Below are 911 nucleotides of genomic sequence, written 5' to 3' on the forward strand. Positions count from 1 at the left end.
TAATCATTAATTCGACAGCAAAATTTTACATATCTATTTCTTATCAGAAAGATTTACTTTCCATAGACACAAGAATTTTTACACCCTCCCCACTTCCGTATGGATTCGGAATCCCCGTTCCACTGTGATAGGTTCACCACAATGCGGACAAATGCCTTTCTGCATTTTGTACAGTGCATTTAATTTCTTCCTTCCATTGATTTCTCGAAGCATTCTCTTTGTGTCTCTGTCCTCAAAATATTCTGTGAAACGTTCATCAAATGGTGTCGCTTCTGATTTTGTTTTCAGCCACCTTACTATTTTAGTATCAGTAGCATATATCAGATGTAATTCAAATGAGTCTGCCATATTTACACTGAATGTCCAGTTCCTTGTGCCGACTCTCCTGAAATATTTCTTTGCTATCCATTTGTGGCTTTTCTTCGGATGCCTACGTTTACACCATCTCCACAGACATCTCCATACATCGAAATCAAACCTGTCAAACGCCTGCGAGGAGACATTATACTTTTGGAAATTTACCCATCCTCTGATGACCGGATTTAACTTTCTTATCAAATCTTCCTGCTTCATAGATGGATTTTGCTTTATAATCCCCCGTATCTTATTCACAATGGCTTTATAATTCTTTTTGGATGGTTTTGTAAGAAGCTTGCCTTTATACCACCGTATATTACATCCGAGAAAATCAAAACCATCTTCGATATGGGTAATCACTGTCTTTTCTTCTGACAGTTCCAACCCTCTCTCTGATAAAAATTCCCGGATAATCGGGAGAACACCTGCTTCCAAAAGCTCTCTACTTTCGCCTGTGACGATGAAGTAGGTAGACCCAAGGAACCTCCCCTTGAGTCCCCATCAGAACCGTACGTGAGCCTCTCAACTCATACGGCTCCTTCTCCAACAGATGG

The 911-nt window shown here is 40.1% G+C and carries 1 protein-coding gene; it reads right to left on the bottom strand.

Features of this window, described 5'->3' with window-relative positions; genetic code table 11:
* Positions 1-78: 78 nt before the first annotated feature.
* Entirely contained in the window at positions 79-792 is a 714-nt protein-coding gene (locus tag ACTNDS_RS16660; protein ID WP_441036862.1) for a group II intron maturase-specific domain-containing protein, read from the bottom strand.
* Positions 793-911: the final 119 nt, after the last annotated feature.

The sequence above is a fragment of the Blautia sp. HCP3S3_C12 genome, from assembly GCF_052064155.1.
GTDB lineage: Bacteria > Bacillota > Clostridia > Lachnospirales > Lachnospiraceae > Blautia_A.